Raw genomic sequence first — 574 nt, forward strand, 5'->3', positions numbered from 1 at the left:
GAATTCATCCCACCATTGGATGAAGGCGATTTGATGTACATGCCGACCACCTACCCGGGCATTTCCATCGGTAAAGCACGTGAGTTGGTTCAGCAAACGAACAAGCTGATCAAAACCGTACCGGAAGTCAAAACGGTTTGGGGCAAGATTGGCCGTGCAGAAACCGCCACCGACCCTGCACCACTCACCATGATTGAAACGGTAATTCAGCTCAAACCTCATGACCAATGGCGTGAAGGCGTGACCACAGAGTCATTGCGCAAAGAGTTCGACAATCTCGTGCAGTTCCCGGGGCTAACCAACGCATGGGTAATGCCGATCAAAACGCGTATCGACATGCTTGCGACGGGCATTAAGACGCCAATCGGGATCAAAATCGCAGGCCCAGATCTGAAAGAGATCGAAAAGATTGGCGCGCAGTTAGAACCTATCTTGAACAACGTTCGCGGCACTTCATCGGTTTATGCCGAGCGTGTAGCTGGTGGCCGTTACGTAACAATCGACATTAAACGCCGCGCTGCTGCGAGATATGGATTGAGCATCAAAGACGTTCAGCAAGTCATCTCAACCGCTG

1 protein-coding gene is annotated in these 574 nt (G+C 51.4%); it reads left to right on the plus strand.

What is annotated here, in order from left to right:
* A partial coding sequence (locus R8O11_RS29930) for an efflux RND transporter permease subunit (protein ID WP_318195221.1) occupies positions 1–574 on the plus strand: 574 nt, incomplete at both ends.

It is taken from the genome of Vibrio sp. 1288 (assembly GCF_033344475.1).